17 protein-coding genes are annotated in these 26,951 nt (G+C 61.2%); 6 read left to right on the top strand and 11 right to left on the bottom strand.

What is annotated here, in order from left to right:
• The first annotated feature begins 31 nt into the window (after positions 1-31).
• The 3 genes from WKF55_06725 (at position 32) to WKF55_06715 (ending at position 5,831) form a co-directional block, all read left to right on the top strand.
• Complete coding sequence (locus WKF55_06725) at positions 32-1,207, top strand: zinc-dependent alcohol dehydrogenase (protein MEJ7759270.1); 1,176 nt, start codon at positions 32-34, stop codon at positions 1,205-1,207.
• 123 nt (positions 1,208-1,330) lie between these two features.
• Positions 1,331-3,811: a PAS domain-containing protein gene (locus WKF55_06720; GenBank protein MEJ7759269.1), complete on the top strand. Its 2,481-nt coding sequence runs from the start codon at positions 1,331-1,333 to the stop codon at positions 3,809-3,811.
• Between the two features lie 202 nt (positions 3,812-4,013).
• Positions 4,014-5,831 carry a serine hydrolase domain-containing protein gene (locus tag WKF55_06715; GenBank protein ID MEJ7759268.1) on the top strand — a complete coding sequence of 606 codons (1,818 nt, stop codon included), beginning with the start codon at positions 4,014-4,016 and terminating at the stop codon, positions 5,829-5,831.
• A gap of 26 nt (positions 5,832-5,857) precedes the next feature.
• Here WKF55_06715 and WKF55_06710 read toward each other — a convergent pair whose 3' ends face one another.
• Both WKF55_06710 and WKF55_06705 read right to left on the bottom strand, forming a co-directional pair.
• Complete coding sequence (locus tag WKF55_06710) at positions 5,858-7,348, bottom strand: hypothetical protein (protein ID MEJ7759267.1); 1,491 nt, start codon at positions 7,346-7,348, stop codon at positions 5,858-5,860.
• A gap of 59 nt (positions 7,349-7,407) precedes the next feature.
• Complete coding sequence (locus WKF55_06705) at positions 7,408-8,526, bottom strand: carboxypeptidase-like regulatory domain-containing protein (GenBank protein MEJ7759266.1); 1,119 nt, start codon at positions 8,524-8,526, stop codon at positions 7,408-7,410.
• Between the two features lie 129 nt (positions 8,527-8,655).
• Between WKF55_06705 and WKF55_06700 the strand changes: the two genes are divergently transcribed.
• Positions 8,656-11,067, top strand: coding sequence for a BTAD domain-containing putative transcriptional regulator (locus WKF55_06700; protein ID MEJ7759265.1), 2,412 nt, complete (start codon positions 8,656-8,658; stop codon positions 11,065-11,067).
• On the opposite strand, the gene WKF55_06695 is transcribed toward WKF55_06700, so the two are convergent.
• The 3 genes from WKF55_06695 to WKF55_06685 all read right to left on the bottom strand — a co-directional run bounded on the left by WKF55_06695 (position 11,055) and on the right by WKF55_06685 (position 17,980).
• Positions 11,055-14,207: a carboxypeptidase regulatory-like domain-containing protein gene (locus tag WKF55_06695; GenBank protein MEJ7759264.1), complete on the bottom strand. Its 3,153-nt coding sequence runs from the start codon at positions 14,205-14,207 to the stop codon at positions 11,055-11,057. The genes WKF55_06700 and WKF55_06695 overlap by 13 nt on opposite strands.
• A gap of 399 nt (positions 14,208-14,606) precedes the next feature.
• On the bottom strand, positions 14,607-16,469 hold the full coding sequence (locus WKF55_06690; GenBank protein MEJ7759263.1) for a multicopper oxidase domain-containing protein: 1,863 nt from the start codon (positions 16,467-16,469) through the stop codon (positions 14,607-14,609).
• A gap of 206 nt (positions 16,470-16,675) precedes the next feature.
• Complete coding sequence (locus tag WKF55_06685) at positions 16,676-17,980, bottom strand: phospholipase D-like domain-containing protein (GenBank protein MEJ7759262.1); 1,305 nt, start codon at positions 17,978-17,980, stop codon at positions 16,676-16,678.
• 183 nt (positions 17,981-18,163) lie between these two features.
• Between WKF55_06685 and WKF55_06680 the strand changes: the two genes are divergently transcribed.
• Positions 18,164-18,496 carry a type II toxin-antitoxin system HicB family antitoxin gene (locus tag WKF55_06680; protein ID MEJ7759261.1) on the top strand — a complete coding sequence of 111 codons (333 nt, stop codon included), beginning with the start codon at positions 18,164-18,166 and terminating at the stop codon, positions 18,494-18,496.
• Positions 18,497-18,620: 124 nt separating this feature from the next.
• Here the strand turns inward: WKF55_06680 and WKF55_06675 are convergent, their stop codons facing one another.
• The 6 genes from WKF55_06675 to WKF55_06650 form a co-directional block, all read right to left on the bottom strand.
• Positions 18,621-19,676, bottom strand: a complete 1,056-nt coding sequence (locus WKF55_06675) for a YbjN domain-containing protein (protein MEJ7759260.1) — start codon at positions 19,674-19,676, stop codon at positions 18,621-18,623.
• A gap of 159 nt (positions 19,677-19,835) precedes the next feature.
• Positions 19,836-20,411: a hypothetical protein gene (locus tag WKF55_06670; GenBank protein MEJ7759259.1), complete on the bottom strand. Its 576-nt coding sequence runs from the start codon at positions 20,409-20,411 to the stop codon at positions 19,836-19,838.
• Positions 20,412-20,619: 208 nt separating this feature from the next.
• Positions 20,620-20,976, bottom strand: a complete 357-nt coding sequence (locus WKF55_06665) for a DUF1304 domain-containing protein (protein MEJ7759258.1) — start codon at positions 20,974-20,976, stop codon at positions 20,620-20,622.
• 62 nt (positions 20,977-21,038) lie between these two features.
• Positions 21,039-22,274, bottom strand: a complete 1,236-nt coding sequence (locus WKF55_06660; protein MEJ7759257.1) for a hypothetical protein — start codon at positions 22,272-22,274, stop codon at positions 21,039-21,041.
• A gap of 167 nt (positions 22,275-22,441) precedes the next feature.
• On the bottom strand, positions 22,442-23,362 hold the full coding sequence (locus tag WKF55_06655; protein ID MEJ7759256.1) for an oxygenase MpaB family protein: 921 nt from the start codon (positions 23,360-23,362) through the stop codon (positions 22,442-22,444).
• 125 nt (positions 23,363-23,487) lie between these two features.
• The gene (locus tag WKF55_06650; protein MEJ7759255.1) at positions 23,488-25,416 is read right to left on the bottom strand and encodes a serine/threonine-protein kinase; all 1,929 of its coding nucleotides are present in this window, start codon (positions 25,414-25,416) and stop codon (positions 23,488-23,490) included.
• 306 nt (positions 25,417-25,722) lie between these two features.
• Here WKF55_06650 and WKF55_06645 point away from each other — a divergent pair.
• The coding region (locus WKF55_06645; protein MEJ7759254.1) for a hypothetical protein at positions 25,723-26,951 on the top strand (1,229 nt) is incomplete at its 3' end.

The raw sequence follows: 26,951 nt of genomic DNA, 5'->3' as shown, positions 1-26,951 counted from the left end.
TGCTTCAACAACCTCACCAAGAGCTTATCAAATGAGAGCCGTATGCTGGGAAGGGAAGAAAGAAGTCCGGGTGGTCAACGTTCCCGATCCGAAGATTCTGAATCCGCGCGATGCAGTGATACGCATAACATCGACCGCCATCTGCGGCTCTGATCTGCACCTGTATAACGGTCGCGTAGCGACAATGCAGAGTGGCGATGTCCTTGGCCACGAGTTTATGGGAGAGGTGGTCGAGGTGGGGAAGGGCGTGTCGAATCTTGCCGTCGGCGACAGGGTTGTCGTTCCGTTCAACATCGCTTGCGGAAATTGCCGCCCCTGTTCGATTGGGCTCACGTCTGCCTGTCAGAACAGCAATCCGAGCAAGAGCCGAAAGGCCCTGGAAACAGTGATTGGCGATCCCGGCGCCGGGATGTTCGGCTATTCCGCGCTGTATGGCAGCTATGCCGGAGGACAGGCCGAATACGCTCGCGTTCCTTACGCTGATTTTTCTCCCATCAAGGTTCCGGAAGGATTGACTGACGATCAGGTGTTATTTCTGTCCGACATTTTTCCGACAGGATACCAGGCCGCCGAATACTGTGGTATTCAGCCGGGTGATACTGTCGCTGTCTGGGGTTGCGGGCCGGTAGGTCAGTTCGCGATTCGGAGCTGCTTTATGCTTGGGGCATCCCGCGTGATTGCCATCGACCGCCATCCCGCCCGACTGGCACTCGCCGAGCTGGGGGGTGCCGAAACGTTGAATTACGAGGACACGGACGACCTCGTTGAATTGCTGAAGCAGCTCACGGGAGGTACCGGACCTGAACGCTGCATCGATGCCGTTGGCATGGAAGCACACGGGACGTCGATTTACGGGAAGATCGAACGCGGCAAGCAGGCGCTCAAACTGCAGATGGACAATGCAACGGTTCTGCGCCAGGTATTCCAGTCATGCGCCGCGGGCGGGACGGCGTCGATTGCCGGCGTGTATGTAGGCATGATCGACAAGTTTCCGTTCGGCACGATCTTCGGCAAAGGCCTGACGGTCAAGACTGGTCAATGCAATGTGCGCCGGTACATGCAGCCGCTCATGGACAGGATTGAAAAAGGCGAGATCGATCCGCCGGAAATCATTTCGCACAGAGTCAGTCTGGACGAAGCACCGAAGATGTACGAATTGTTCGAAGAAGAAAAAGATGAGTGCACCAAGGTGGTTCTGACCCCCTGATTTGATTCAGGGATCAGTTGCCGGAGAGTCCGTGGGCGATGCCTCTTGCGATGCGGCGCGCGGGTGAGCAATTCTAATGAGGTTTGCGGCCAACTGGGATTGCAGCGGAGAGAGGATGGAGCCATGAGTGCAAGCGTGCGTGGCGACGATACCGCGCAAAGGTTGTTTGCGGGAGAGGGCGAACTGAAGGCCCGGTGCCGCGCGTACGACTGGAAAAGTACCGTACTTGGCCCAGTGGAGGAGTGGCCTTCGAGCCTTCGAACTGCAGCGTCGACAGTCGTGGCCATGGGCTTTCCTGCCATCCTTCTCTGGGGCCCGCAGTTCGTTCAGATCTATAACGACGCATACAAACCGTTCCTCGGCTGTAAACATCCCTCGGCGCTCGGAAGTTCTTCTCGCGAATCCTGGTTCGAAATCTGGCCACTGGTCGAGCCGGTTCTGCATCGCGTGCAGGCGGGTGAAACGGTTACGCTCGGCGATCAGTATTACCCCCTTCTTCGTCAGGGCCCCGCCGTGCCGCATGACGATGTGTACATCACACTTTCGTATGTTCCCGTGCGCGACGAAGGCGGTGGCGTCAGCGGCATACTCATCACTGGTTTCGATACGACGTCGCAGGTCGAGGCGCACGGGCTGGAGAAAAAACGCCAGGCACTTGAAATGGATACCAGCCGGGCTGAGTTGCGGGCAGCCAGCGTTCTGGAGCGCATGGCGGAAGCGCATGCAACTCTCGATAACGAGTTTCGTTTCCTGACCGTGAATCCAGCGGCTTTGCGCGCGGTCGACAAGACCCTCGAGGAAACGATCGGTCGCACACACTGGGAGGTATTCCCGGCCTCTCTGGAAATGGAGATCGCGCCAGCGTATCGGCGCATCGTTGCCGAGGGCGTGGAGGCCCATTTCAAGCAGCATTACGTTGGAGACGGATACGATGTGCATCTCGACCTCGATGCATACCCAACCGACGAAGGCGGGGTCGCCATCTTCTGGCGTGATGTTTCGGAACATGTCCGCACTGAGGCAGCCCTCGCGGCGAGTGAGGCGTTGTTCAGAACGGTTCAGGATGTTTCGCCGCACGCGGTCGTGCTGATGCATCCGATGCGCGAAGACGACCGGCCGGACGGAGGCATCGTTGATTTCCGGCTCACGTATGCCAATCCTGCCGCCGGACGTCTCGGCGGCCGCGAGCCTGCCGACATGGTGGGGCGCGGCCTGGTAGAGATGTTCCCCGCAAGCCGGCAGTACGGCCTTTTCGACGGCTATCGCCGCGTCGCAGAGACGGGCGAGGTTTTCGAGACCGATCTGATGTATCAGGCTGACGGCTTCGATTACGGTCTCGGCGTTACCGCGGTGCGCGTTGGCGACGACGTTGCGTTAACCGCCGCCGACATCACCGCGCGGTTCCGGGCTGAGACTGAGACCAGAGAATTGCTCAAAGCGATCGATCTGGAACGGACACGGCTCGCCGAGGTTTTCCGCCAGTCCCCATCTTTTTTTGCGGTGCTGCGAGGCCCCGATCATGTTTTCGAGCTGGCGAATGATGCCTATTACCAGCTCATCGGACGCCGCGAGATTATCGGCAAGCCGGCCTTCGAGGCTCTGCCAGAGCTTCGGGGAAAGGGATTCGAAAGCCGGCTGCACCACGTGCTGGCGACGGGCGAGCCGTTCGTGGGGCGCGAGCTTCCCATTACGCTAGCCCGCACCCTGGGAGCGCTTCCGGAGGAGCGCTTCGTCGACGTCACGTATCTGCCATTCATCGAGCGAGACGGCACTCTGGGGGGCATCATCTCCCATGGCGCCGACGTAACAGCAAGGGTGCGCGCCCGTCTCGAAATCGAGCGGCTGCTTGCCGAGAGTGAAAAAGCGCGCGCCGATGCCGAGGCGGCGCGTGCCGAGGCGGAGGCGGCGAACCGAAGCAAGAGTGAGTTTCTGGCAACAATCAGCCACGAATACCGGACGCCCCTGAATGCGATTGGGGGATATGCCGAGCTGATAGAGATTGGAGTGCATGGTCCAGTCACCCCCGAGCAGCGCACCGCGCTCGACCGCATCCAGCGCAGTCAGCGGCACCTGCTGGGGTTGATAAACGGCGTTCTCAACTATGCGAAAGTCGATGCAGGGGCGGTGTTGTACAGCAGTGAGGAAGTGTTGCTGGATGAAGCCGTGGCCACGTGCGAAGCGTTGTCGGCGCCGCAGGCAAGGGCGAAGCGACTGTCGCTACGGTTCGCGGGCTGTGACCCGCGACTGGCCGCCCGGGCCGACCGCGAGAAAGTGCAGCAGGTAGTTCTGAACCTGCTGAGCAATGCCATCAAGTTTACAGCACCCGGTGGAAGCGTAGACGTGCAATGTGTGGCGGTCGATGACTCCCAGGTCGCAGTGCACGTTTCGGATACCGGACTTGGGATTGCCCCGGGACAGATGGAGCGGGTTTTTCAGCCGTTTGTCCAGATTGATGCAGGACTGACGCGAACCCAGGAAGGAACCGGCTTGGGGCTGGCAATCAGCCGGGATCTTGCGCGCGGTATGAATGGCGATCTTACAGTCGAAAGCGTCGACGGGCAGGGGAGCACGTTCACGATCACATTACCGCGCTGGTCGGACTGACTACCCGGAGTTGCGAACGCGAGCCTGGATCCTCTGCGGTTTAATTCCCTTTGCACTGGGCATCGGGCGTCAGGCCAGCACAGCGGACGGCTCGTTTCCGCAGGGCAATAGAAGTCGAGCTTCATCAACAGGCTCGAACGCCACACGCGTATCGTACGCCGTCGTGTCCGATTCCCCGGAGACTCGACCCTCTCCTGCCAATGTGGAACGCTTTGCCGACTCGGTCTTCGCGCGCTACATGCGCGAGTTCCCGGAGCCGAGCCTGGCGGTTGTCGTCGTACAGGGCGATTCGACGTTGCTGCTGAAAGGATACGGCAACGAGTCGTCAGCACCTGCACGGCGGGTAGATCCGGATTCGACGCTTTTCAACATTGCATCGGTGTCGAAGTTGTTTACTGCGACCGCTGCGATGCAGCTGGTCGACCGTCGCAAGCTTTCACTGGACGACGACATCACGCGGCGCCTCGGTTCTCGAATTGTGCGCGGTGCTGGCCCTCCGATCACATTGCGACACCTGCTGACGCATACCAGCGGACTTGACGGCGCTTTCATGCGGGACGTCGTTACCGACCCGTCCCGAATGATTTCGCTTGAAGAATATTTTGAAAAGTTCCCTCCCGCGAGAGGAAGACCGCGCGGCCAGGAGATTCGCTATTCGAATGTTGGAATGGCACTGGTCGGGCGGCTCGTGGAAGTGGCTTCAGGCATGCCATTCGATGACTACGTGGAGCGGCACCTGCTGACGCCGCTCGGAATGACCCGCTCGACCTTCCGCCAGCCGCCCCCGCAAGAGCTGAAGTCGCGGATAGCGACCTATGGATCGGGCGCTGTTCCCGATGTGTTACTGCTCGCGCCCGCCGGGTCGATGGTCAGCACGGCGGCAGACATGGGTCGATTCATGAGAGCGCATCTGAATAATGGCGCGTCAGGCGAAGCGCGCGTCCTGTCTCAGGTGAGCACGGGGCAGATGCATTCGTTGCAGTGGCGGGCGCACGACTCGATACCAGGCGTTGGCTTTGGTTTTTTTACCAGCGATCTGGCAGGACTTCCCGGACTCTTCCACACCGGGGCACGCACTCATTTTTCATTGTTGTACTTTGTGCCGCAACAACGCCTCGGAATTTTCATCGTGCACGCGATGAGGCAGGGCGGCCCTCACCAGACTTTGAGAACCGATTTTGTGCGAGCGTTGATCGAGCGCTTTTTTGTGCCCAACCAGCCACCGTCGACCCCGTCGGCTACGGCAGTGACCTGGTCGTCGACGACTAGGTTTGACGGCGTCTATCGGCCGCTTCTCCTCGCGACGACAACCATCGAGCGAGCCGCGCAACTTGCCACCGATACCCGCGTCGAGGCACTGCCGGATGGATCGTTGACGGTCGCGATCCCCGGTGGTACCAGGTTGGCGTTGCACAAAGTTGGCTCAACACACTATCGGGTTGTCGGAGGATCGAACGACGGCTTGCATGTCGCCTTCACGACTGATGCGGACGGCCGCGTCACCGGTTTTGCTATGGGCGGCAGCACGCAGGACCCAGTGAGCTTCGAGCGTTTGCGGTGGTTCGAGCGTGGGACTCTTCGGGCGCTGATGCTTGGCGCGATTCTGCTTCTCTTCGTTGTCACCGCGCTTGCGGCTTTGTTCAACCCGCTCGTCCGTATTCTTCGCAGACAGGCGTCAATGCCAGACCAGACGCCACTCGGTGCAAAGTGGGCCTGGCGCGCCGCCGTGGCGACTGGAGCGATGACGCTTCTGGCGCCGCTCTCTACGCTCGCGCTGATCGTGATGCATCGGGGCAACGACTCGGCGGCCGCCGGGCTGAGGCTGGCACTTTATGCCGGTCTGACTTTTCTCCTGGTGGGAGCGCTCATCGCGCTGACGCTTCCGCCGCTTGCGGTAACAGCATGGCGGAAGCGTTACTGGGGACCGGCACGCCGCATGTATTTCACCGTGCTGGCTTCCAGTGTGCTGATTGCCATACCATTGCTTTACCACTACCATCTGCTCGGCTACTGGCTTTGAGCGACTGCGCAGTGCTGAGTGTTGATCTACGGTCGCCATGCGGCGGCACGATGCGATCCCCTGGTCAGTCTGGTCGGGTCTGAGCCGTCGCGGCCAATAGTGAAAAGGCCGTCAGGCAAAGAGAATACCAGCCTCGAACCATCGGGCGACCAGGCTGCGTCGAAGCCCCGGGTAAGCCGCCTTATATCCGTGCCCGCCGGGGTCATGAGGGCGATGTCCGTTCCACCGCTGTTGAATCGGCCCGTGGAGAATGAAATCAGGGTCCCATCCGGGCTCCACGCAGGGCTTTCATCAAAGGAAGCATCTCTGGTGAGCCGAAGAAATTCGGTTCCATCCCTGTTGATTATACAGATCTCGTCTTCCCTGGTCCCTCCCAGAAGAACAAACCCGCACTCGAACACGATGCGCCTGCCATCCGGGGACCACGACGGGTTTCGCGCGTCGACGAACGGAGTATTGAGTTCAACGATCGCCGAACCGGTTGGGTCGATCAGGACGAGCGCAGCGGGTTCACCATAAAGCCGAGATATCCGACTGATCGCGATGAGTTTGCCATCAGGGCTCCAGGACGGGTCGAAGCCTGTACCGCTGTTACCCGAAGGGCGTATGGTTCGCGTATCTGCATCCATGAGAACAATGCCACCGGTACAGGTTCCGTAATAGGAGTCGCACTGGGCGTTGGAAAACGCGAGCGTCGTTCCATCGGGTGACCATGCGGGACCGGTTCCCGCTGCGATATACACAACGGTCGACCCGGTCGCGCTGGCTGTATGAATAGCGCGCACCAAGCCCTTGCCGACGATAGCCGTGTCGCGTACGAAGGCAATTCGCTTCTCGGTCCGGACGCACGCAACTTCGAACAACACTGGGGTAACCACCCGGTTGGAGACATTGACTGTAGCGACACCAGCGCCTGCGACGCTGCAGTTTTCGGCCGGAGTCAGCGCAACGGTATGGCTACCTGGCGTGAGACGGCTGACGACGGTGGAGCCCGTCGTGGCGACAGTGCCGGTCCGCTCGCCGCTTTTCACGAGGTATCCAAACTCCGGCCTATCGGCCCCCGTGGTCCGCGTCGTGACTTGTATCCCGGTCGCCTCGCATGTTACGACGAACACGAAGTCCGCGATTGCCGCGCCCAGAACGGTTATCGAATGCGGGGGCGGGCTGCTGACGGTACAATTGTCGGCAACTCCCTCCAGCTTCAGCGCATGCGAGCCCGCAGTTATGCTGTCGAGCAGGACAGTTCCGTTCGCACGAACGGCCAGCCTTCGCTCAGCGCCGACTAACAGCGAGTATCCATCTTCGTCCAGATCGCCGCCCACAGTCCTCGTGGCAACCCTGAGACGACCCGGCTGTGGCTCGGTCGGATCACCGCATGCTGTGATCCACAGGACGGCGATTGCGCATAGCAGTGTTGCAGCGCCGCATGGCGGGCGCCGCCGCCGCCAGACAGACGAGGCTGCGTTCCGTACGCTATTGAGCGGAAGCCTTGCGGCGAGTGTCATATGATTCAGCATTTAATCCCTCGGGAATAGAGTGTTTTCAGCGCGCATTTTCTCGCCTGCGATGCAGTGCGTCATTGGCGTTTCATCTCCATGTCCATCTCGATCAGTCCGGAGACTGACACCGATCTTCCAGTAGTGATGTAGCCAGTCTTGAACGGCGTAACCCATGCTGGCGACGTAGGAAGCCGGCAAAGACTGTAGCGGCCCAGTGCGTCAGTCGTAGTTGTGGCCGCGATTTCATCATTCAGGAACTCGAAGTAGACGCGCGCCCCGGACAACGGGCGCCGTCCCTCTGCCGTCGTTTCATAGACCACCCCTGTAAGGGCGGGTTGCGCGGGCGCGGTTTCGAATATCGGCTCTCCTTGTGCCACGACTTCGAGATCCACTGTCAAGCTCGACGTGGAGAGTTCCACTATCGAGGCACAGGGCTGATCGTAGCCCCCGCCATAGGTCTGGAGAACAACGAGCGCGTTTGGCAGGAGCGGGAACAAATACCGGCCGGCGGTATCCGACTGAAGTCTTCCCGCGCGGTACCCGTTGCCGTTCGCGTATCGAACCCATGCCCAGATGGATACGCCAGCGGCTGGGCGCGTCCCGGTTTTCGTGCGCTCCATCACGAAGCCCGAAATCACGTTGTTGCCCCCTGTAGGAAAGGGGGGACAATCGGTTGGGATCGCGTAGCCAGGGCATTCAGATTTCGTCGGAGCAGTGATCTGGACCCTTAGTTTCGCGGTCGCGAGGAGCGCACCGCCGGGGATGTCCCTCCATGCCTCGATAGTCAGCGTCACCTCACCTGGCGTCGCGGCCGGACTGGCATCGAGCGTGAGTGTGCTGGCCGTTTTGCCCGACCCCAGAAACGCGGGGGACAGGCTTCCGATTACGCCCGTCGGAAGGCCATGAAAATTCAAACGCAACCCTGCGGTCGGCGCCACCACTGAAACCGTTACTCGTTCGACGGTACCGGCAGGAAGGGTAAGCGACGCGGTTGACAGGGACAGCGAAGTGGCCGACGGGACCGGCTCCGTGACCTGCCCGCATGCCAGCGCCGTTACTGCTCCCACCACTCCCAGAAATTGCCGCTCTGCGCGTTTCCGAAGTCTGGTCCGATTATCGACTTCTGCGAACCATGGCTTCAGGTCCGGCAGCCTCGATCGTGCTCTTTGCGATACTGGCTCGATTCCTGAGCGCATCCTTTCCCCTTGGTATAGTTTGTAGGCCGAAACCTGACGAGACGCCCTCATGCCCAATTCAGAGTTAGATCAGAGTTCCCTCAGAGTTGCGTTTTTACTGCCGTTTAGACTCAGCGCCGCGCCCAGATGGTGATTTCCAGCTCCGGCGGGGCGTCTACCGGTTTGCCGGGTTTCCGCCTCCAGACGTTCGGAACACTCCGGCTCACCGGGTCGGACGACGAAACTGTTTTGGGTGATCACGGACACCAGCGTCGGAGGCTGGCGCTCCTTGCCGTGCTTGCAGCGGCGGGGGAACGCGGTCGCAGCCGTGATCAGCTTCTCGGCCTGTTCTGGCCCGAAGTCACTCAAGCTCGCGCGCGGCATTCGCTCGATCAGCTGCTGTACGCAATCCGCACGTCGTTGGACGGTGGTGTCTTCACGGGGGCAAATCCCGTCCGTTTGAACAGCTCATTCGTTGGCAGCGATATCGACGATTTCACCGTTGCCCTCGAGAACGGCGAAGTCGAAACAGCCGTCGACTCGTATCGCGGCCCATTCCTCGACGGCTTTTATCTCAGCGATGCGCCGGAGTTCGAGACGTGGATGGATGCCGAGCGCAGGCGCATCGAGCGCAGTTACTCGGAAGCCCTGGAGCGGCTCGCGAAAAGCGCGGAGGAAGCAGGCGACTTTGGCGCGACGGCCCGCTGGCGCCAGAAGCTTGTCGATGCCGATCCACTCAGCAGCAAGCATGCGATCGGTTTGATTCGTGCCCTGATGAATGCCGGTGATCATGTCGCCGCGCTCAGATACGCCGAGCGCTACGAGGCGCTGGTGGCGCAGGAGCTAGGCACGAGCGTTGGTCCCGCAGTCGCGGGGCTGGTGGCTGAAGTTCGCGCGCGGGCCAAAACGGAATCGCTGGTCGTTCGCGAGGTCTCACAACCCCCGGAAGCAAAGGCGGCCAATCGCTCGGCTATTCTTCCCGTGTCGTTGCCTGACGCCGTCGAGCCGACGGCCCCGCCACTCACTGATGATGAGCAGCTTTCGCAGCCATTCGTCCCGGCTACTCCCGCCCTCGGCGCGCGACGACGACGTACCCTGATGCTTTACGGCGGCGTTGTGGTTGCCTTGGCGGCGTTGTTTGTCGCGGTTTCGTTGCTCCGTCGAGGCTCCGCGGACGATCTGATGGCGCCAGTTGCTCCTTCATCCCTTGCGGTTCTCCCACTCTCCAACCTCAGCCGTGATCCTCGCGACGCGGCCTTGGTTGATGGCCTCAGCGAGGAGCTCATTGGCGTTCTTGCGAAGATCGAGCGCCTGCGCGTCGTAGCCCGTACGTCTGCATTTGTATTCAAGAACAGCAACCTGGACGTGCGTCAAATCGCGGACAGCCTGCACGTCTCCAACATCCTCGAAGGCGGCGTACAGAAAATTGGCCAGCGGCTCAGGGTTCAGGTGCGCCTCGTGGATGCTCGCGACGGGTCCACCAAGTGGTCAGAGACGTATGATCGCGACCTCAGGGATATCTTTCTGATTCAAAGCGAAATAGCCGCGGAAGTCGCCCGTGAGCTGAATCTCCGGCTCGTCGGACCTGCCGTGGATGCAGTTCGGAGAGGGCCGACGAAGAACATCGCCGCGTATGAGCTTCATCTGCGCGGCAGCGATCCCTTGCTTCTGCGGAGTGACTCGGGCGCGCTGAAGAGTCTCCAGTATTTCAGGCAGGCGATTGCGCTCGATTCCACGTTCGCACCTGGCTATGCCGGTATAGCGCGGATGCATCTCCGTCTGCGTCCAACTGGCCTGAATGGAATGCCGGCTCGCAGCAATTATGAGTTTGCCCGCCAAGCAGCACTGAAAGCGGTTTCACTCGATGATTCCCTGGCCGAGGCGCACGCGGCGCTCGGTTTGGTGAGGATGATGGCGTATGATTTCCCGCGAGCCGAGGCGGAGTTCAACCGTGCGGTTGCCCTCGATCCGGGGCATTCACGCATCCGTGAATGGCGCACATTTCTTTACTACTGGACTGAGCGGCCAGTGGAGGCAATGGCGGAGGCGAATCGTGCACTGGAAAACGATCCTCTGTCGCCAAGCGCGCACGCTGAAGTGGCGAGGGGTCTTTGTGCAAATGGAAAGGCTGCGGAAGGTCTTGCGCGCCTCAAGAAACTCGAAGCCCTTCGGCCCCCCCTGGGGCGCACTGCCGGCTACGTCGCATTATGCCACGGGGCGAGTGGAAACTGGGCCGCGGGCGCGGAAGCCTTGCGTCATACAACCGAGCTCAGCGGCCGCGCCTTGTACGGGCATGCACTTGCGCGAGCGGGGCGACGGACTGAGGCAAAAATTGTCCTCGCAGAATTCATGGATCGTTGGAAGCGGACCAACTATGGCGCTTACCACCTTGCGCTGGTTCATGCAGGACTGGGCGACAATGATCAGGCGTTCGAATGGCTCGACCGATCGATCTACGAAGCATCGCTCATTACGCAATTCGAGTCGCCATTGTTCGATCAGCTCCAATCGGATTCGCGGTTTCAGCAGTTCCGTCGACGGGTCGGCATTCAGAATCGATAACGCAGCGCGACCTGGAGCTGGACGGTTGACTCGACCGGCAGTGTTATCCAGCGCGGCGCGCTCGAATCGAAGCGAAAAACCGACTGTGATGTCTGCACCGGCCCCACGGTCTGACTCACGTGCTCGAGCAGCGCAGGCGCCGCTTCGTGGCGCAGACCCCACCGGCTGTTCAGCAGATTCAGCACGTTGAAAACGTCGAGTTGAGCTTCCAGGCGCCGCTTTCCAACGGGAATCATCTGCCTGATCGACGCGATAGTCGTGTTCGACCATGGCTCCCGGCAGCTGTTTCGTTCCAGTATCCGCCCGCGCTGACGCCGAAGGCAGGGGGTCCCGTCGATCAGCGCCTCAAATGTGCCTTGCTGCAGGGCAATGGTGTTGCCCTTCGGGTCGAACATTATCTCCCCCGGATCGAAGGCGTTGCGGGGAACGTATATGGGATCGTTCGTATTGGTGCCGTCGGCGTTGAGATCACCGCGTCTCAGAGTGCCCCAAGCCAGGTAAGTAAACGGCCTGCCGGATTCACCCACGTAGTAGAATGAAAGGTCTGTTCTCCATCGCAGACGCGCCACGGTGTACGCACCTGTCAGCACTACACGATGGGGTATGTCATTTGACGAAACACCGGGTGTGAAATCGTCATGCCGTCCTGACAATGCCCTCGCGCTCGCCCACGTGGCCGTGCCTCGCGTGTTTACGCGCAGCGGTGTCTGCGCATCCCGCACCCGTGAGTGTGTATAGGAGATCGCTCCAGTGGCACGGTCACTGGCCTCCTTTTCCAGTTTTGCAGCAAGCTGGTACGAGCGGTTGCGCGACGTGTTTCGCAGATCGATTACCTCCGAGAAGCCGGACCTGCGATCCGGACTCGCATTGCCGGCTGGGGCGATCGAGCCGTACATCACTCGACCGCGTCCGTCCGCTGCTTTGGGATCCTGCAGGTTGAGATTTACGAACACGAAGTCTGAAAGCGCCCTCGTAGCGAGACCCTCACCAGTGAAGCGAAGCCCGCCGGGCAGGCTGCGGTCGTATGCGAGCGAGCCGCGCGCGGTGCGCATCATCCGAAGATTGTTGTCGAGCAGGTCGACGTCACCTCGCCTGGTGTTGGTAATTGCGACGCCATTGGCGCACGCGAGCGGTGGTGCGCGGTGGTCGGGTCTGAATTGTGGCGCGGGTCCGAGATCGACGGGGGATCGGCCGCAGGTCAGGAGGCCACCGCCAGTCCCCGAGCTCGACAGCGCGGTATGCACCCAGGCGAGGGGGTAGCGAGCGGCGAAGATGCCTACCCCCCCCCGAACGCGGTGGGGACGGCTCCCCGGGAGATCCCGGATAAATCCGACCCGGGGCGCAAACTCTATACGCCGCGGTGGCATTTGGTCAGTGCGTCGATTGAAGATCGAATCGACGCCTGGGTGATAGGGAACGTCCCCATCGACGGCCAGCAGGTCTGCTCTTAGCCCCGCTGTAATGGAGAGCCGGGGGCTTGGCTCCCACTGGTCGCCGAGGTACGCGGCATATTGGGATCCGCCGAGTGGAACACCGGCGCTTCCGATATCCAGGTTTGCCTCATACCGGTCGGGGACCCCGAGTGCAAAGTCATCCAGACTGGCGAAAGTCCACGTCCCGTATGAGCCTGCTATGCCTCCTCTGCGAATTCTGAATCGTTCGACTTCTGCACCGATGGTAAGAATGTGCGACGCACCCACCGGCAGCGTCAGATTATCCTTCAGCGTGATCGAGGAAGACCGGATCCAGGTTTCCTGCGCAGTTTCATGCGTTCCGGTGTTGACCGTTACGCGTCCACCTGACACACTCGGCACCGCCACTCGCACCAGCGGCTGATGAACGTCGGCATGAGGAACCAGACTCTGGGAGCGATTGGACACTACCAGCTCGTTGTGGCCACCGCCTGCGCGCGGGAGTGCCGTATGTAGCTGAACCGAGCTCAGCCTCGACTTCGAGACCCGCGTGACCTGGTTGGAAGAAAGCGAGAACGTGTCCAGCGCGGCACGTGAAAACGCGACGTCGTCGCTATTGCTCAGGTGATTCCACAACACGATTCGACTGTTCGATGCGGGGAGTGCCAGATCGAGACGCGAGAAAACGTTCCGCAGCGGATTGCCGTTTTCTACGGGTCCGCTCGAGCCCGCTATCAGACCGTAACTCCGCATGATCTCATTAAGCCGCGTGATATCCTTTTCGGCCACCGGGACAGCGCGTGCGGCGCTCTGCGGCTGCCCGATGTAAGGTCCTTGAGCGGGATAGGTAAAATGCTGCCACTCGGGCGCAATAAAGAAGTGCAGTCGATTATGCACGAGCGGACCGCCGAGCGAAAAGCCGTACTGTGCCCGGTCGTAGGCAGTCGCTCCATCGGGGGCGGTGCGCCGCGTGAGACGGTCGTTTCTGCCGTAGACGAATCCCGAACCGCCCATTGTGTTTGTCCCTGCCTTCGTAACGGCATTGATCAGCGCGCCGGCGAAGTCTCCGTACCGGACGTCATACGGTGCGAGAAGCACCTGGTACTCCTGTACCGCGTCCAGTGGAATTGACTTCGCACCACCGAACGCGTTCGAGACATTTCCGCTCAGCGTCCGCTCCGAAACGCCGTTGATAAGGAAGTTGTTGAACCGAAACCCGACCCCCCCGCCGGAGAACCCTGCGTTGGAAAGCCCGATTTTGGTAGAGATCTGCGGCACCAGCCGGACAAAGTCATAGAGGTCGCGGTTCAGTGTCGGTAGCTGGCGAAGCAGTGCTTCGCTGATCGTGGCGGCGGTTCCACCATGAGCGTGGACAGCGCTGAGCGAGCTATTGTCGCTGCCGGCGATCTCCATTGCCTTCAGCTCGACGATGACTGGCTGAAGCACGAAGTCCATGTTGCGCAGTTCGCCGAGCTCGAGCACAACTCGCTCGCGTTGCTGCGCAACAAATCCGAGTAACCGTACTGAGACTGTGTAGGGACCACCTGGCTCGAGGCCCTGAATGAGGAACCGACCGCGTCGAGCGTCGACCTCCACGGTAAAGCCGGTCGCCGAGTGAGTCACGCGAACGCGCGCATTATCAGCATCCCCACCGGACTCGGCACGGACGCTGCCGCGGATGCCGGAGCTGGCAACGCCCTGTGCAGCGGCCGGCAAAACTGACGCCACCAGCAATGCCGCAGCAGCGACTGAGCGGGCCAGCCAGATCAAATACCCGCAAGGGAGAAACCTTGAAAACTTCAGACTAGGCACGAGTACAAGCCGGACGTTTGTTAATGAGGATTATGCCTTGTCGCAGTGGAGTCGGCGGTGGCTTCATGGCTTGTATTTATTTGCCTCCCGGCGAAACGCAAGCGCGGCGATGCAAACAATGAGTCGATGCCGGGCGGCGAACATGCTTTGCACCCTGTTCTGCCGCAAAGCAACCTTCGAGGCCTCCTGCGCCAAGTCAGAGATCACGGACGCTTCGCTCGGGAAAGCATCGGTCAGAACGGTCTGCCACGCACCGTTGTCACACGAATGGGCCGATGGATACGAGGGGTGATTCGCGGCGCCCCCCTGGCGCGCTCACCTTCCCGAAATCACCGCCCGCCTCGCATTCCGCACAATCACATCGACCGGTACAGTCCACCCCGGCGCTCTCGTCTTCACCTGCAGCCGCATGTTCCCCGCTACAGTGGGCGTAAACTCGAAGTCCGCCGTCTCACCGGGGCCCGTGATGAGGTACGCGGAGCGCATAGTAGACTGCGATGCGGGGAGATCGGCGCCGTCCTTCGCCACCGGACGCCATTGCGCGGTAGTCGTATCGGTCCCGAGCGCGAACTCGACCCGCCAGTCGGGATGGATGTTGATCAGTCGCAATCGGTAGGTCGTCCCCGCTTCCAGTTCGAGAGGCGCCGGCTCGCGGCTTCCGTTGACGAACCCGGGAGCGTCGACACTTCCGGCTGGTGCTGGCCCGCCGCCCCCAACCAGAATCACCTTGTCCTTCGTCGGATCGTACCTGTCGGGATCATCCGTGACTATGAGTGCGCCATACATTCCGGAATTTATTTGTGTCCCTTCATTCAAATGAGAATGATAGATGAACGTCCCTGAGCGAGGAGGAGTAAACTCCGCCACGAACGAATCAGCCGGCGCGATTGCAGCCATCAGTCGTCCGGGCATCCCGCTCCAGTTGGGAACGCCGTCGGCAAAGCTCTCCAGCTCGATGCCGTGCCAGTGCACGGCACTCGGCTCCGCAAGATGATTGACAACCGTGATGCGAACCGGCTGATCCCGCTTGAGAAACAGCGTCGGTCCCGGCATCGATACCGAGTCGCGCCTCGGCTCGGCCTTTCCGTCCTGCAATACGAACCCGATGGCGGGATTGTCGCCGAACTTCTTCGGTGACGATTGCAGAAGGAGGCGCATCCGTCGTGGCTCGCCAGTCGAACGGGCCTGCCGAATGCCCGCGCGTGGGAGGACAGTCATGCCGATCACCAGACCCGCCATGGAGTGCGGCCTGACGTGCGCGTGTGTAATGGGCACTCCAACCGCAGGCGCCACATGAGGTCTGAGCGACGCCTCGGGTGAAACATGAAAGGCAAAGTGACAGTGAAACACCCAGTTACCCGGTTTCTCCGGAACCCAGGCAATATTCATGGTGCTGCCGATCTGCATCAGCTCGGTGTTGACGAGCCGTCGCTCACTTGGTGTGTATACCGTGTCAGCCCCCGTGCCTCCGCGGCTATTCACCGAGTAATAGAATCCGTGGAGGTGCATCGGGTGGGTCGAAGGAGTGGGGTTCACCCACCGCCAACGAACCGAGTCGCCCACCGTGAAAGTGAACCGCTCCGTGTGCGGCCACGATTTGCCGTTGATCACAAGGACTTCGCGTTCGGGCTTCTTCACGCCATTGACGACCGATGCCTCCTCGAACCAGAGTCCCATCACGAAGATTCTGTCTGCGTGCTGTTTCGCGGAGCGCGGGTCGATGACCAATGCGCCCGACAGCTGGCTCTCGACGTCGATCCGGCTGTCGAGCTTTTTTTCGGCGCTGGTGCCCCAGTAATAGTAGGTGCCCGCCGCGCCGGCGATAAACCGGACTGTTTTCACACCTCCGGCGGGCACCAGCATGCCGGCATCGTCAGATGATGGACGCGTATGCAGACCATATATCCGCACTGCCGAATCAGTGAGAGTATTCCTGAGGGTGACGCGGATCTCGGTTCCTTCGGGAACGCGAATGAGCGGCCCGGGAGTAGAAGCCGGACGTCCGTACTCGGCAAATGCCTGAATTGAAACACTCGCCCCGTCATCTGCCTCGGGAAACCATGTTCCGTTGCGGATCTCGAGCGAAACGTCGAGCACCCCGTTCCTGAGCGTACCGGCGGAGGTGCGATTGTCGTTGGCGGAGATTCTCTCGGGCGGAACGTGCGGGGCGGATGCCACTGTTGCCGGGCTGGCACTGATAAGCAGGGCAGCCAGAGTAAATCCTGAAACGGCACCGCAGCATTGTCTATACACGGTTGATTTCTGCGGGCTGAGAGACCGGGATAATGCACCTTCCCGGATGGAAGTCAAGGCGGCACGCGGACGGATACGACGACGCGGCCTTGCTCCAGTTACGATCATCACGTGACAATCCGCAGGTTCTTCTACAAAACCCTCCGAACGAGATAGCAGGCCGACTCCGCGACCTTGGCCCTCCATCCTCGCTGGACGAACGTCGGCAGCAGTATCTCCTCGGAGTAGCCAAGATCCTCCACGAACATCGCCTCCATCTTCGTTCCTATGGCGGGGTCAAGCACCATCAGGTTCGATTCCTCGTTGAACGACATCGAGCGGTTGTCGGCGTTCATGCTTCCCACCGATGACCAGAGTCCGTCGACCACCAGCGTCTTCGCGTGCATCATCGACGGCTTGTACTCGAAGATGCGGACGCCGCCGCGCAGCAGCTCCTCGTAGCGTGCGCGACCCGCATACCATGTGCTCTTCACGTCGGTCTCTTCGCTGACCGTGAGAATTCTGACGTCGACGCCGCGCTTTGCCGCGTCACACAGAAACGTCCGGAACGCCCTGTCGGGCACGAAGTAGGAATTCGAGAGGTAGAACCGTTCACGCGCTGCGGCCGCTGAGAGAACGAAGAAGCGCTCGGCCGATGTGCTGCCGACTGTCGGTGAGGCGTGAAGAAGTCCGGCGGCAACCGAGTCGCCGCTGTCGTGAGCGGGCCGGCTCGATTCCGGAAGCAGTTTCTGGCCGGTGAGGAGATTCCCAGATGCCTCGGCCCAGCAGACTATGAAGGTTGCCTGTAGCTGCCGGACGGCCGGCCCGATGAACCTGACGTTGGTGTCGCGCCACGCGCCTTTGGAGCGACCGTCGCCATACCACTTGTCGTCGATCCCGAATCCACCGGTGTATCCGATGACTCCATCGACAACGATTACTCGAATGTGGGCGCGGTGCTGTGCCTTGTGCAGCGATCGGATTCCAATGGGCCGAAATGGCCGGGCCGTCACACCGGCGACGCGTAACTTCTCGAAGTATTCATCGGGAAGTGTGGTGCCGAATGCATCGTGGAGAAAATAGATGTCCACTCCCGCCCGGGCCCGATCGAGAAGGATCTCGAGAAGCTCGTCGGCCATCCGACCCTTGTTGCAGTAGTAGAGCTGCATCGTGATCGACGTCTTCGCGGAACGCAGATCATCCCAAAGCCGCGGGTACGTTTCGTCGCCATTGATGAAGAGCTCGATCTCGTGACCCGGATCGAGATCGATGTGGGTCAGAAGCTCTAGATGCTCGCGGAATGCCGGGTCGGCGATTGCGGGGCAGCATGTGTCTTCGCCAGGGGCACCAACGGAAGTGACGGGAGTGCCTCGCACAACATCGAGGAAGCCGATCGCGAGCGCCGCCGCGATGATCACGCCAATCAGGATGAAGCCCGCGTACGTTAGAATGTCCACACGCGAAAAGTGCAGCGAAATGTGCGGCGGTGGAATGACCCTGGGTGCTGCAAACGGTCAGCGATACACAGACCGCACCCTGCTTCGGTGGTCGGACAGCATACTGTCCGGGATATTCGGGACTTGCTGAGAGACGCGGGGATCACTCCGTGATCGTGAACCTTATCCAGGAAGGAGCACCAAATGGCTACGATGATATTCGGTGATTACGTCGCTCGTATAATGTTGGATGAGGCGCGCGGGGTTCTTCACGGTCGAGTTGGAAATCTGGCAGACGTGATCTCCTTTGAGGGGGCTACCGTAAAAGAGCTCCAGAAGGAATTTGAGGAATCGGTAAAGTTCTACCTCAAAGTGTGCAAAAAACGAGGTGTCGAGCCACGACGTCCCTATTCGGGGAAGTTTGTGGTGCGACTCAATCCATCCCTGCACAGAGAGATCGCCGTAGCTGCTGACCGCGAGGGAGAAAGTATCAACAAGTGGGTAGAGCGGGCGTTGGAGCACGCAGCAGCGGGCTAGCTTCGAGAGCAGGCCCAGCATCCGCGCTGACTGTTCCGGCCATATCATCAAGATCGAACTCCGAGAATCGCAGAGAGCGAGTGTGAGGTTCATATCAGTCTGAATACGTGATCGAGCGATACAGCTAAGCGCCTTCAACTTCGCGTATCGCCTCCTCAGGTGTCTGATTCCCGTACACCACCTTCATCACCGCCGGATAATAGATATCGAAAACGCCGCTGGCCGAGGCGATAAGCAGGTGCACCATCCGCGGCACGAGCGTTCCGCCTTCGACGCCGATACTTGCCTTGTAACGCAGCTCCCCGTCGGCCATGTCCATCTCGAAGTTCCCCACACGGAGCCCATAGTTCGCCCGGGTAAGCAGCTCGCACACTGCCGGACGGATGGACTCCGGGACGCGATACGTGGTGTTGAGATAGCAGACGACAGTCTTCAGCTCTTCGTCGATCGAGATGAAAAAATCATGTGGTATGTGTGCGCCCGCGACCCGGAAGACGACGGCGGTATTGTCGTTCACGGTATCGTACCGCCAGCTGTATTCTTCGAGCGCCTGATGCACCACTTGAAGCAAATCGTGGCCTGCTTCGTCCAGCGCCGGTTCGTCGTAGCTCTCTGCACCCAGTTCACTCTGTGGACCTACCGGACGCACCGCAGTCTCCGAGGGTTGAGACAGACCAACGTTGATTTTTCCTGTCCTGAAGTCGAGCCAGGTTTCAATTCCGTTCTCCTCCGCGAGCCTGATCCCCCAGCCCGGTTCGTCTCTTACGTTGCTCCGCGACAACTGTCGTGATTGTTCCGGCGTCCAGCCATCCGGCTTCGCCAGCACACCCGGCTCGGCGGTTGCGATCCAGGCCGTCGTGTATCCTTCATCGTGCCGCTTCCACACCAGCCACTCGCAGGGCATCGTCGGACCGAAGTGCTGATCCACCAGCGCGAACTCGCGAAACCCATTGTCTTCCATCTCGACGAGTCCGAGCTCCACCAATTGCCGTGCAACCGGTTCAAGGGTTTCAGGGCTCATGAAGCTGACACTTACCAGATGATCGTCGGCACACACGAAGCGCTTGTCGATTGACGGGTCCGACACGGCTTCGAGAAAGCCATCGGTTGCGCCGGGAAAACTGACATCCAGGGCGAAGCGCGGGACGACGAGAGTAAGGGCTTCGACGAGTACGCTCATTGCACTCCGGGAGAGAGGAGGAACCGCAGCTGATACGATCTCTGGCTGGAAGTATATGGGGGCCCTCTGACAGTCAGGCAGCGCGTAATTGCCGGCGATTGCGAACTGTGGAGGAGTCGCCCGTATTGCGTCGCGAGAGGTGAAAGCTTCAGCCCGCCGTTATTGCTCGGTCTGTCTGGACGCATCATCATAACGCGCCCAGTCCCGGACGAACTCACGCTGCGCATGCATCTGAGGCGACCCCTCGGGGAAACGACTCGACTGCTTCGTCGTTCTGAAGAGTCGGTTCACTTCGTCGAGGGCATCGTCACCGGTGCGACCGTGCCTCACGAGATAGCAGCCGACGACAGTACCGGTGCGGCCGACACCTCCCCAGCAATGGATGTAGGTGGTGTGGCCTGACTCGGCGGCGGCATCGAGATCGTCGAGGATTTGGTTCATGGTGTTGGGATCGGTGATTCCCATATCGGGGATCGGGAACGCGCGATATTCGATTCCGCGTGCACCTGCTTCCTCGCGGAGCATTTCCTCGTAGGGCGTCAAGCGGTCGTCGGGGGATGTGACGTCGATGAAGTGGTCGACGCCGAAGTCTAGGAGGGATTTGAGTTTGGTTCGGCCTTCGTCGGGGTCGAAGCTGCCGGGGTAGTGGCCTGCAATGAGGCGGGTGCCGGGGACGAGGTAGCAGTGATCGTGCGGGCGGGATTTCGCGGCAGGAGTCATGGAAGTCGTGAGCATTTTGTCGCAATAGCGAAGTACAAAATTGTTGGTTTTCGCGAAGGAGGCTTTCGCGGTTACTCGCATATCGCCGGGTGCATGATTTGCTGCGACATTGAATCTTCATGAATCATACGTCGTTCGATTCGAAACTGCGCGCGGCAGTGTTTGCGCATGTGCAGCAATTGCGCCTGAAGGAGGTAGATTCAAATGCGACCCGTCTGACATCCTACGACATCACCACCAACACCAACGCAATCACTCCCGGAATCGCCTGCACGAACAGTATCTTCCGACTCGCCGTCACCGCCCCAAATAAGCCCGCGACGATCACACACGCGAGAAAAAATATCGCGACGCCCCTGCCTTCGTCTCCCAGGACAAGACTCCACACCAGGCCCCCAGCCAGAAACCCGTTGTAAAGCCCCTGGTTCGCCGCAAGCACCTTCGACGCTTCCGCTCGCTCAGGAGTCTGCCCAAACGCCCTGAGGCCGGCCGGTTTAGTCCAGAGAAACATCTCCAGCACAAGAAAATAGACATGCAGCGCAGCGACGACGCCGATCGCGATTCTAGCGGCAGTCGTCATGACAATCGCCTCCGGTTGATGGATTACTGATCACTTCGTTCCATCACCGCCCTCCCTGCGACTCACCGCGAAAACACCGCCCCATGCGGCACCCCCTGAACCTCACCAATCCCCGGCACACTCACCCGCGCCATATCGAGCACCGGAAACGCCGCGTCGCGCGTAAGCGTTCCTGTTGCAGGATCAAACCGCAGCAGATACAGCTCGGTCCCCCGCCGTGACCCGTCGTTGGCGACAAGCCGGCGCCCCGTCGCATCGCTCGCCAGCCAATGCGGCCTGCTGCCTGTCCCCAGCCCAACCCTCGACACCTCCCTCGGCGCAAAGGGATTCGATACATCCAGCGCCACAACTGCGTGAAGCTCTGGAACAGTCTGCACCCAGTAGTCGCCAATCACGACTGGCACCGCGCAATCCTTCCCCGGAAACGTGTACACCGGCTGAACCCGCGGCGCGTCGGTATCCACCCCCGTCACCGTGTAAAGTCCACATGTAAACGTCGCGAGCATCACTGTCTTCCCATCACGCAGCACCCGCGGCTCGCCGGGAAAGAGGTGGCGCTGCGCAGTGTCCGTGTCATGCATCATCCCGTGCGGAGGACCGCCGGGTATGCGAAGCGTGTGAAGCAGCTTGAAATCCGAAAGCCGCCAGATCTGAACGCCGACGCCCGTATCCTCGATCATGCTGGTGGTCGTCGTTACCACGCGGTCAAGCGACGGAATGACCTCGAGACTGTAGGGCGTCAGTTCCTTGTCGTCGACTCCCTCTGTCCTTGCACTCGCCCAGCGAATAATGGTTCCATCCGCCCTGACCTCCGCAATACCGCCCGGCGGCAGGTTGAATTTCGAGGATTGGAACTGATACGTGACGAGCCGGTTTCCCGAAGGAAGCCTCACGTACGAATGCGGCCAGCCCAACGGTCCCGCACTCGTAAACGACGCTCCCAGCCTCGGCGCAAACGCATTGGTGAGATCGAATATCGACGTTCGACCAAGTCCGAAGTCATCGGCAAAGAGGAGTCCGTCGTCCCCGAGATGGTGCTCGGAGTGATGAGTTCCACGCCCGCCCAGACCCGCCGATACCGCCCCGACTATCCTGCCGGCGGTTGGAGACCCCCCACGCAAATCGAACACGGCGAGAAAGGCACCGCGCCGTGATGTGTCAGCCGAAGCCGCCCACGCGTAGAGAGCCGTCGCTGGCGCGGCTTCGATCTTCGCGAGCCGCGTTTGACCTGGCGCGCATGCGAGGGCAATCACCGCCAGAGTGGCGACACGAATGGAGACTCTGTTTCCGACTGTCACCTAAGCCTGTCCCGTAATTTGAGGAACGACACCCGCACCCCTGCACCCCTGCACCCCTGCACCCCTGCACCCCTGCACACCCTGCACACCCTGCACACCCTGCACACCCTAAACACCTTGCTTCCCGCGCACACGCTGAGTGTGCCAGCGGCGAATGTGGCGATTGACTACGTCCTGATCAAGAGCGCAACTACAGTGTCGCGAACCTCACTCGGCGAGACACTCCGTCTGATCCCGGATGTCTTCGCCCTCACGGTATTCTCGTTCGTGATCGCCGTCGAGGGGTTTGCCGCACCGTGATAGAGGCGCCGCAAGGCGGGGAGATATTTTGATGGCATGAGTAGCCGCTGGATGATCGGGCGCAATCCGGCGCGCACCAGCATGGGATAGAATCGAGCCAGCCGGCGCAGCGACTCTTCAGAGTTCAGCCGTAGCAGGCCCCGCACATACTCAGGGGTTAGCATCGCCTGGATCCGCAGCAGCAGTTGATACCGCCAGGGGCCAAGCTGATTGCGGTACTGAGCGTAGAGAGCTTCAGTGCCACTGCTGAACAGCAGGTCGCGGCGCTGGTGGTGCTCACGATCGACTCTCCAGCTGGCATACGTCCGCGGTAGGGCAGGGATGCGCAAGCCAATGCCCACCCGGTAAAACACTTCATAGAGCTCGCGCCGCTCGCCTGGACTCAAAGGCCCCACGAGCATTTCATGTGCTCTCTCCGAGTAATCGATGAGCATGTAAAGCACATCGCGGTGAGCCCAGTCAGGGATATGTCGACCTCTCTCGTGCTCGACTGCCTGGTGAACGGCCCGGATTCGATCCAGCGTGCGCGTGGCGCCCGATAGGTCGGCGAAAACAATCTGCTGAGCGTATGTGGCTGTGGAGAAGAGCCGGCCAATCGGATCGCCCGGCAACTTCCCCGTGAAGAACAGCCAGTCGACCGCACGGTTCAAAGCGAACTCAGCGGCAGAGCCGGCAAAGATCAGGAGCACCATGTCTCCATCTCCCCAGATTCTTCGCACGATGGAACTCCGGTCGACGAAATCAGCCTCGGCGCCGCTGCCTGCAAGCGTTCCCAACGAAGAACCCATCTGCGTGCTGGATCCGCCTTCATGGAGTGGCGCGCCGGGGCGATCAGCTGCGCCGATGCGTCCCAGAGCAACGTGTGCTAAACAACCGTCTCGCCGCGGGTCGCTCCGAACTGCCCCCGAGCGGGTCACGTTGGCGTCGGGATTCGCCCTGGACCGAGTGCGCGCCAGACGATTGCCGCGTCCACCTCCCGTTCGGCCTCGGCAAGGCGCCTGACGTCCTCGCCGAGCAGTCGCGCCGCGTCGATCAGCGTCGTTATCGGCGCCAGGTCTCCTGCGCCGGCATGCAGGCGCAGGAGATCGAGCCTCATCCTTTCCAGGGCCGCGACGCTCGCCGCCAGGTGCGCCGAGGCTGCATGGCGCCGCGTTTCGAGCACTTCGGCGTCGCCCGAACCGGACGGGGCGAGCGCAGCCAGCACGTCCATCTCCGCTCGCGCCTCGGCGGCCCGGGCCTCGAGCACGGCGACTGTCGCGGGCACCTCGGCGAGCTGCTCACGGTACGCGGTCGGCAGGGCCGCGAACAGATCGGCCGCGGCGACGCCAAGGGCCGCTTCGGTTGGGCGGAATACGCCGCCACCCACCGCGCGCGATCGCTCGGGGGCGCCGAGTCGCCGCGCGAGCCACTCCCCCGCGCGACTGTTCCAGAGACGCTCACGGATCCCCGTCTGCCACCACGCGCGGATCCCTGCGGGAATGAACTGCACGTCGAGCGCGTTGCTCACCGCCCCCAGCAGCATCGTGGTGGACATGGGCACGAGGACCCACGCAATGCCGACTTGGTTCTCGTGGATCGTCCCCTGGACGACCAGCCCGAAGGTGACGGCGAGCCAGGTCGCCGAGGCGACCGTGCCGAGCCGCAGGACGCGGTGGGAGAGACCTTCCTCTTCCTCACGCGCGAGCGCGTCGGTTTCGGCCCGCTCGCGCCGCGCGATCTTCAACGCCGAGTGGAGGTCCGCGAGGGTGTGTCCGGCGCGGAACTGCCGGCGCGCCTGATTGAGGTGGAAGCCGACGATCGGGAGGAGGGGAAGCGAGGCGACCGCGGCCAGGAGCACGATGTCCGCCGGCCCGTCGGGCCGGTTGCCCGTTACCCAGGCGACGAGGTTTCCCAATGTGAGTACGCCGAAACCTCCTGACCATCCCATGTAGGGGACAAGGAGCGCGTTCCGTGCGCCGAGCCAGGATCGCAGCGTCCCCGGGATCGCCGGACGAGGGTCCATCGGTGGAGCCAGCGCCGCCGCGAGCGCCTCACCGTCGGCGAAGCGGCCGTCGGGCTCGCGCGCGAGGCACCGGTCGATCGCTGCACCCAGCGCGAGGGGCAGGCCTGGCGCTGCGCGCAGCACACTCGCCGGCGTGTCGGTGGCCTGGCGCACGAGCAGGGCGGGCAGGTTCGATACCTCAAACGGCAGCCGTCCGCTCACGGCGAGATAGCCGACCACACCGAGCGCATAGATGTCGCTGCGCCCATCGACGGATTCGCACGCGGCCTGCTCCGGGCTCATGAAGTGCGCGGTCCCCATGATCGTCCCCGCGTCGGTCACGGCGCCGGGGTCCCCACCGCCATGGGCAATGCCGAAGTCGGTGACCAGCGCGCGTCCAGTGCCGGTCTCCAGCAGGATGTTGTCGGGCTTTATGTCTCGATGGACAATGCCGCGTCCGTGGGCATACGCAAGCGCCCAGGCGACCTCGCGCAGGATACGCGTGACGTCGGCCGGCGGGAGCGGACCGCGTGTGCGGAGTCGCTCCCCCAGAGTCTCGCCCTCAACGTAGGTCATGACGAAGAAGACAAAGCCGCCCGCTTCCCCGACGCGATGGATGGGGACGATGTGAGGGTGCGATAGTCCGGCGGCTGTGCGCGCCTCCCGCAGGAATCGTTCGCGTGATGCAGTGGTGTGCGCCAGCGGTATCGGGAGCACCTTGATAGCGACGTCCCGATCCAGCTGTACGTCGCGCGCGAGGTAGACGATTCCCATCCCCCCGCGGCCGAGCTCGCGCTGGAGAGAGTATTCGCCGGCGAGGGCGGCCTGGAACTCGAGGAATTCGCTGGAGGGATGCGTCATGAGGTGACTGGGGATACGCAGCTGTCAAAGTACTTTACAATACAAAGGTTACCGCCGCAAGCCCGCGTCGACGATCTTGGCAACGTCGGAGCCCGCACAAAATGTCAACTGCATTCGAGCGGGTAGTGCAGCGTGTGCGGCGGCGCAGCGTCACCATAAGACTGTCGGCTAAAGGCTCGCCATGCCGTTTCGCCGGACCAGACGCACAAATACGTGGCGCAATCCAACTCCTGTATTATGTTGCGCGCACTCGCCTCACGCGTAACAACTACAGTGACGGTTGCCGCCTTATATGGAAGGATAGCTATGCATCACCCGAAGATATTGCGGTCGAGCTGGATTCGATCAGCGATGATCCCCGCAGCACTCTTATGCGTGATGGTGTCCGGATGCGCGGACCGCGAGCCCATAGGCCCCGAGCTTCCGCGTGTTGCGCCGATCAGTAACCGGGGGGCGAAGCTGGCCCCATTCAACAAGTTTTTCGTCGCGTGGTCGCAGAGCTACACGCCGGGTCCGATCCAGACGCAAATATTCGAGGTCGACACTCGACAAGAGCGGCAGTACGCCGCATTCGAGGTGCATCAAAACGTTCTGTCCTTCGCGAGTGCAAACCCCGGCGGGCTCTACATCAACGGCGATGAGCCTGACCAGTACTGCATCGCCCCCGCCCTCTACGCGGATGTCTACCACGACTTCGTGATAGCGGTGCGCAGCGCGGATCCAACGGCGCGGGTCTCTCCTGCGGGCTTTGCAGAGCCGAACGAGAAGTGTTGCCCGGATCCGGCAGACGCGGCGTGTCGGGAGAGAATGCACTCGCTCAGCTACGCCGATCAGTTTTACAATGCGTACGTACAGCGTTACGGGGTAGCGCCACCCGTCAATGAATGGCGGTTCCACGATTTCGGGTTGTCGTTTCCTACCGGAGATATGAATGGCTGGTGGTCGAGGATAGACGCGTATGCAGCATGGTCCGTCGCGCACGGAGCGAACATGGTGCTTGGCGCGTGGGGATTTCTCGGGTGGAGCGAATCCGTGCCGGCTTATCAGGAACACATGAAGCAGGCGATGGGCCGCCTTCTCAACGACAAGAGAATCAATGGAGCTGCCTACTGGAGCTACAAACCGTGGGTCGACTCCCCTCGCTATCTGGTGAATGAGGACGGGAGTCTGACGGCGGAAGGAGAAACATTCGCGAACCCGCTGACGGACATACCAGCTGGCCTGACGCTCGATGGTTCGACGAACGGACAGGCAAAGCTTCGATGGAGCAACACCACCTCGGCCTGGGCAGCCGAGGCGGAGTTCTGGGTGCAAGCTCGCGGGTCGAATTCGTTCGTGGCTGAGAAAACGGAGCTGGTCGCTGGTCCCGGTGCTACACAAACCCCTTTGGTCGTCCTCAACGCCGGCGACAGCGTGAAAGGCCGCGTCCGTTATTATAACGTCTACGGTCAGGCCGCGTGGTCATCCTTCAGTAACACAGTCCTGCCGGGATCACCCCCGCCACCACCCCCGCCACCACCTCCGCCACCACCTCC

The organism is Gemmatimonadaceae bacterium (genome assembly GCA_037721215.1).
GTDB lineage: Bacteria > Gemmatimonadota > Gemmatimonadetes > Gemmatimonadales > Gemmatimonadaceae > UBA4720.
This window is presented reverse-complemented; position numbering and strand designations above follow the sequence as displayed.